This window comes from Selenomonadales bacterium (assembly GCA_017442105.1).
Classification (GTDB): Bacteria; Bacillota; Negativicutes; order RGIG982; family RGIG982; genus RGIG982.
In genome coordinates, this window is the sequence record JAFSAX010000112.1 from 1 (window position 1) to 4,249 (window position 4,249).

Here is a 4,249-nt window from a genome sequence, read left to right on the forward strand (position 1 = left end):
ACAAAATATGTTATAATGATAATACTCTGATACACCGAATTTTTTATAACACAAACTAAATCTATTATCGCCGGCAGGAGGAACAAATATGGCTCTGACACTTGATGATAAACTTGTCGTTGGAATCTCTTCTCGAGCATTATTTGACTTAGAAGAAGAAAACAGAATATTTGACCAAGAAGGTCTTGAATCTTATTCCCAATATCAACTTGAGCATGAAAATGATATCTTGAAACCGGGAACAGCATTTCCTTTGATCAAAGCCCTTCATAACTTGAATAAAGAAGGGCGTTATTCGACCGAGATCATCATCATGTCCAAGAATAGTGCAGATACGTCCTTACGTATCTTCAACTCTATCGACCATTATGGTCTAAAGATCAGCCGCGCCGCACTTGTAGGCGGAACATCTATTGTGCCTTACCTTGCTGCCTTCCGAACAGATCTCTTTTTGTCAGCAAACGAGCTTGATGTACAAGAGGCGATCAACGCAAACTTCGCCGCCGGTCTTATCTGCTCTCACTCCAATCTGCCGCTCGATCCCAATAAGGAGATCAACCAGATCAGGATAGCCTTCGACGGAGATGCAGTCTTATTTTCAGATGAAGCCGAGCGGATATATCAGCAACAAGGCTTGGAGGCATTTACCGCACACGAACAGGCCAACGCAAGAAAACCGTTGCCCGAAGGCCCGTTTGCTAAATTATTAAAAACGATCTCTATTATCCAAAACGAGTTTCCAAACGAGCCTGTACCGATTCGAACCGCCCTCGTCACAGCACGCAATGCGCCTGCACACGAACGAGTCATCAGAACGCTCCGCGCATGGAATGTGCGAATTGATGAAGCCTTCTTCCTCGGCGGCATCCAAAAAAGTGAAATTCTCAAAGCATTCGATGCCAATATTTTCTTTGACGACCAGCCTACACACATAGGCCCCGCCTCGCAATTGGTACCCGCAGCACGTGTTCCGTATAAAAAGAATAACGATATTGAATAAGATCCCGTATTATATTTTTAATCTGCCAACCTACACGCTTATACAAAAATACCCAATGAGAATTCTGCTCCTCATTGGGTATTTTTATTGTTTATAGTGTTTTATTTGATAGCTTTCCATACACGTGCCATGATCGGTGCATATTCCGTTTCCAAAAACTTCGCAGTTTCCATTGTAACGGCATTAAGGAGGGCAGGATTAAAGGTGTTCGTTTCAAATGTCATACAGACATTGAGAAGGAGATCGCCGTTCGGAGAAACGAGAAATTTGGAGATGCGATATTTATTGTTCAGCTCATTGAGATATGGCGCAATTTTCGTAAACACCTTATCTGTCACAACGCCCGTTGCAAGCTGTACTTGAAGAAGTGCATATACACTCTTGTCAAGTAATATAGCCATCGGCAAGACCTGTCCTTTGATCTGCACTTGACTGCGGAAGATCGCTGTTTCGTTTTCATCTTGTTTTTCTTCGACAGAAAAGCACTCTATTTTATTCTCCGCTAGAAATGCTTTCCATTTCATTGTTTTTTCATTTACCGTGTACTGTGTTTGTTCCATATACCATTCTCCTTTATTGACAGGGACAGCTTATGCCGTCCCCATCAATCATTTTTGCTTAGAAACTGAAACGCATGCCTGCATCGATGCGATATTTCTGTTCAACATCGCCACCGAAACTGCGTTCATACGTTGCGTAGAGTACGCTCGTATTGCTCAATTTCATGCTGCCGCCGACTTGAAGTTCACACCACGTTCCGCCGAAGTCGATATTCGTGCGTCCGCCCGCTTCGCCATCAGCGCGATATGTCGTCGAGAAATCACCGCCAAATTCATGTGCAAGTGCAACTTTGGCGAAGTAGTTGGCTTTCTCCGTTTTCTGACCGATACCAAAGCCGATACGACCGATAACGCTGTTCATGCTGTCTTGATCGACATACATGTTTTTGTATTTTCCGTTTGCACCAAGGAAATCACTCGTCGCCGCATAGTCCGTACCATGGATATGACCGACAGTAAGCTGTACGCTCGGGTCGAAGTAGAACCCGTTCGTTTTTTCGAAACGTTTACCGTATTCTGCACTGAACGATGCACCCCACGTATCGTAGTCACCATCAAGTTTATGACGCATATCGTTGTAGACAGTATAATCGTTGTCAAGTCTGCTTCCCTTAACGACGAGGTCGAGATATCTGCCGTCATCACTCATGCGAGTACCATAAAGCGAAAGGCTTGCTACAGAAACGTCACCACTTCCGCCCAATTCGTAAGCGCTTTCACCATCGTTGTAGCTGAATGCCGCACCGACTGTCCAACCACCTTTGACTTTCTTATCATAACCGAACTGGTATGCCGTGTACTCGTTCGTGAATTTCGCTTTTTGCGCATCCATTTCCGATTTACCGCCATAGTATTTCGCCCAGATGCCTGCTGCGTTGTTATCCAGACGGATATCGCCCATACGCTGCATCATGTCATCGTTTTCCGTGCGCCAGATCATTGCCGCAGAAGCCATAGCAGATTTTGCACCGCGCATCATAGCCGTTTCGCTGTCGCCGTATATCGTAGTGCTGCCGCTTACGCCGCCCGTGTTACCGCCTTCATTGCCACCTGTGTTACCACCTTCGTTGCCACCTGTGTTGCCACCTTCATTGCCACCTTCGTTGCCGCCTTCGTTGCCGCCAACATCTTCTACGCTGTCAACGACAAGGCTGCCCTGGCCGTCTGTATCGCTGTAAGCGATATCGCCGACCTTCTTCGCTGCCGAAGCTGTCGTAAGACCTTCTGCGATCTGCACATAGCCTGTAAGGTTGCGTTCGCCGTCAACATAGTTTGTATAGAAGAGTTTGTGTGCAAGAGCATCGAGTGTACCGTTGACCGTATCCTGATTCTGGAGATCGATACCGTCGCTGTCGGTGCGAAGCGTGATCGCAGAGTCTTCTGCTGCCGATTTGATCGTGGTGTCGCCACCGAGGATCGTCGTCGGTGTCTGTGCATCATGTTTGTAGATGACAGTCGTGCTGCCGCTGTAGTTATCGATCGAGAGCGATGCATCGTCGCCATCCTGGAAGATGTAGCTGTCTGCTGCCGTATTACGGAGTTTCGTATTGTCGCCGTAGAAGTTCGTCAATACGCTGGCACCTGTATTATTCCAATGAGCGCCGTTTTGGAGCCAAATATTGATATTGGAACCTTTCGTTGCCGCACCTTCGAAGCTGGAGTCATCCGTTGTGAATGCAACATTGAAGTTACCGCCGCCGCCGTACCACGGAGTCGTACCCTGGATATCGCCTTTGAGTACAACATCATTCGTACCGCCGCCGATGACCTTACCATTTTCGTCTTTTGCCGTGTTGATATTAACAGTACCGCCTTCGGTTGCCCAGAGCGCAGCAAAGTCGTTTGCTACAAATTTACCGCCGCCAATATCGATAAGACCACTGCGTGCCCATACATTGACTGCCTTATTCGTTTCAATATCAGCAAGACCTTTAATATGGACTTCATTGTCATTGTTCGTGAAGATGCCCCAGTAGTTCATGGCAAAGTTGCTGCCCGAGGTCATGCCGCCGCGGATCTTGACTGCATGTGCAGGATCGTTGTCATTGTTGATGATGACGCGTGCAAGCTGTCCTTTGGCAGACGAGCCTGCTTTGATACCAAAGCCGTAATAGTAGCTTACGTTGCTGTTGATGTTGATCGCGCCCGGATTATCGATGACAAGATCACCTTGTTTAACTGCATAGATAGCACCACCATATGTCTGCGGCCAGGTTCCTTTCTGATCAACAGTCGTATTGATCGTAAGGTCATGACCGTTCATATTGATATACGTGTTGCCGATACCATTGCCGTTGTAGTTGTCGCAGTCATAGTTCGTAATACTGCCATAGAATTTTTTGCCAAAACCTGTGGTGAACGGAGACGTTGTCGATATGGTCGTATCCTTTGTGAATACGTAGTTGCCGTCTTTGTCGATAACACCTGCTTCCAAATACTCTTTGTCATATTCGGCTTCACCAAAGATCTCTGTTGTGAAGGTGTCTTTCGTCTGGCTGTCAGGGATAAGACCTTCTGCCGCGCCATCAAGACTACCCTGACCATCTGTTTCGCTGTATCCGATGTTGCCGTATGCTTTCTTAACAGACGATGTCGTAAGACCTTCTGCGATCTCTACGGAGCCTGTGAGGTTGCGTTCACCGTCTACATAGCCTGTGTAGTACAGTTTGTTGGCAAGCTTGTCGAGCGT

General features: G+C 46.9%; 3 protein-coding genes. 1 reads left to right on the forward strand and 2 read right to left on the reverse strand.

Features of this window, described 5'->3' with window-relative positions:
* The first annotated feature begins 88 nt into the window (after nucleotides 1–88).
* On the forward strand, nucleotides 89–1,000 hold the full coding sequence (locus tag IJN28_04355) for a 5'-nucleotidase (GenBank protein ID MBQ6713003.1): 912 nt from the start codon (nucleotides 89–91) through the stop codon (nucleotides 998–1,000).
* A gap of 101 nt (nucleotides 1,001–1,101) precedes the next feature.
* On the opposite strand, the gene IJN28_04360 is transcribed toward IJN28_04355, so the two are convergent.
* Both IJN28_04360 and IJN28_04365 read right to left on the reverse strand, forming a co-directional pair.
* Nucleotides 1,102–1,560 carry a hypothetical protein gene (locus tag IJN28_04360; protein ID MBQ6713004.1) on the reverse strand — a complete coding sequence of 153 codons (459 nt, stop codon included), beginning with the start codon at nucleotides 1,558–1,560 and terminating at the stop codon, nucleotides 1,102–1,104.
* Between the two features lie 58 nt (nucleotides 1,561–1,618).
* A partial coding sequence (locus IJN28_04365) for an autotransporter outer membrane beta-barrel domain-containing protein (protein ID MBQ6713005.1) occupies nucleotides 1,619–4,249 on the reverse strand: 2,631 nt, incomplete at its 5' end.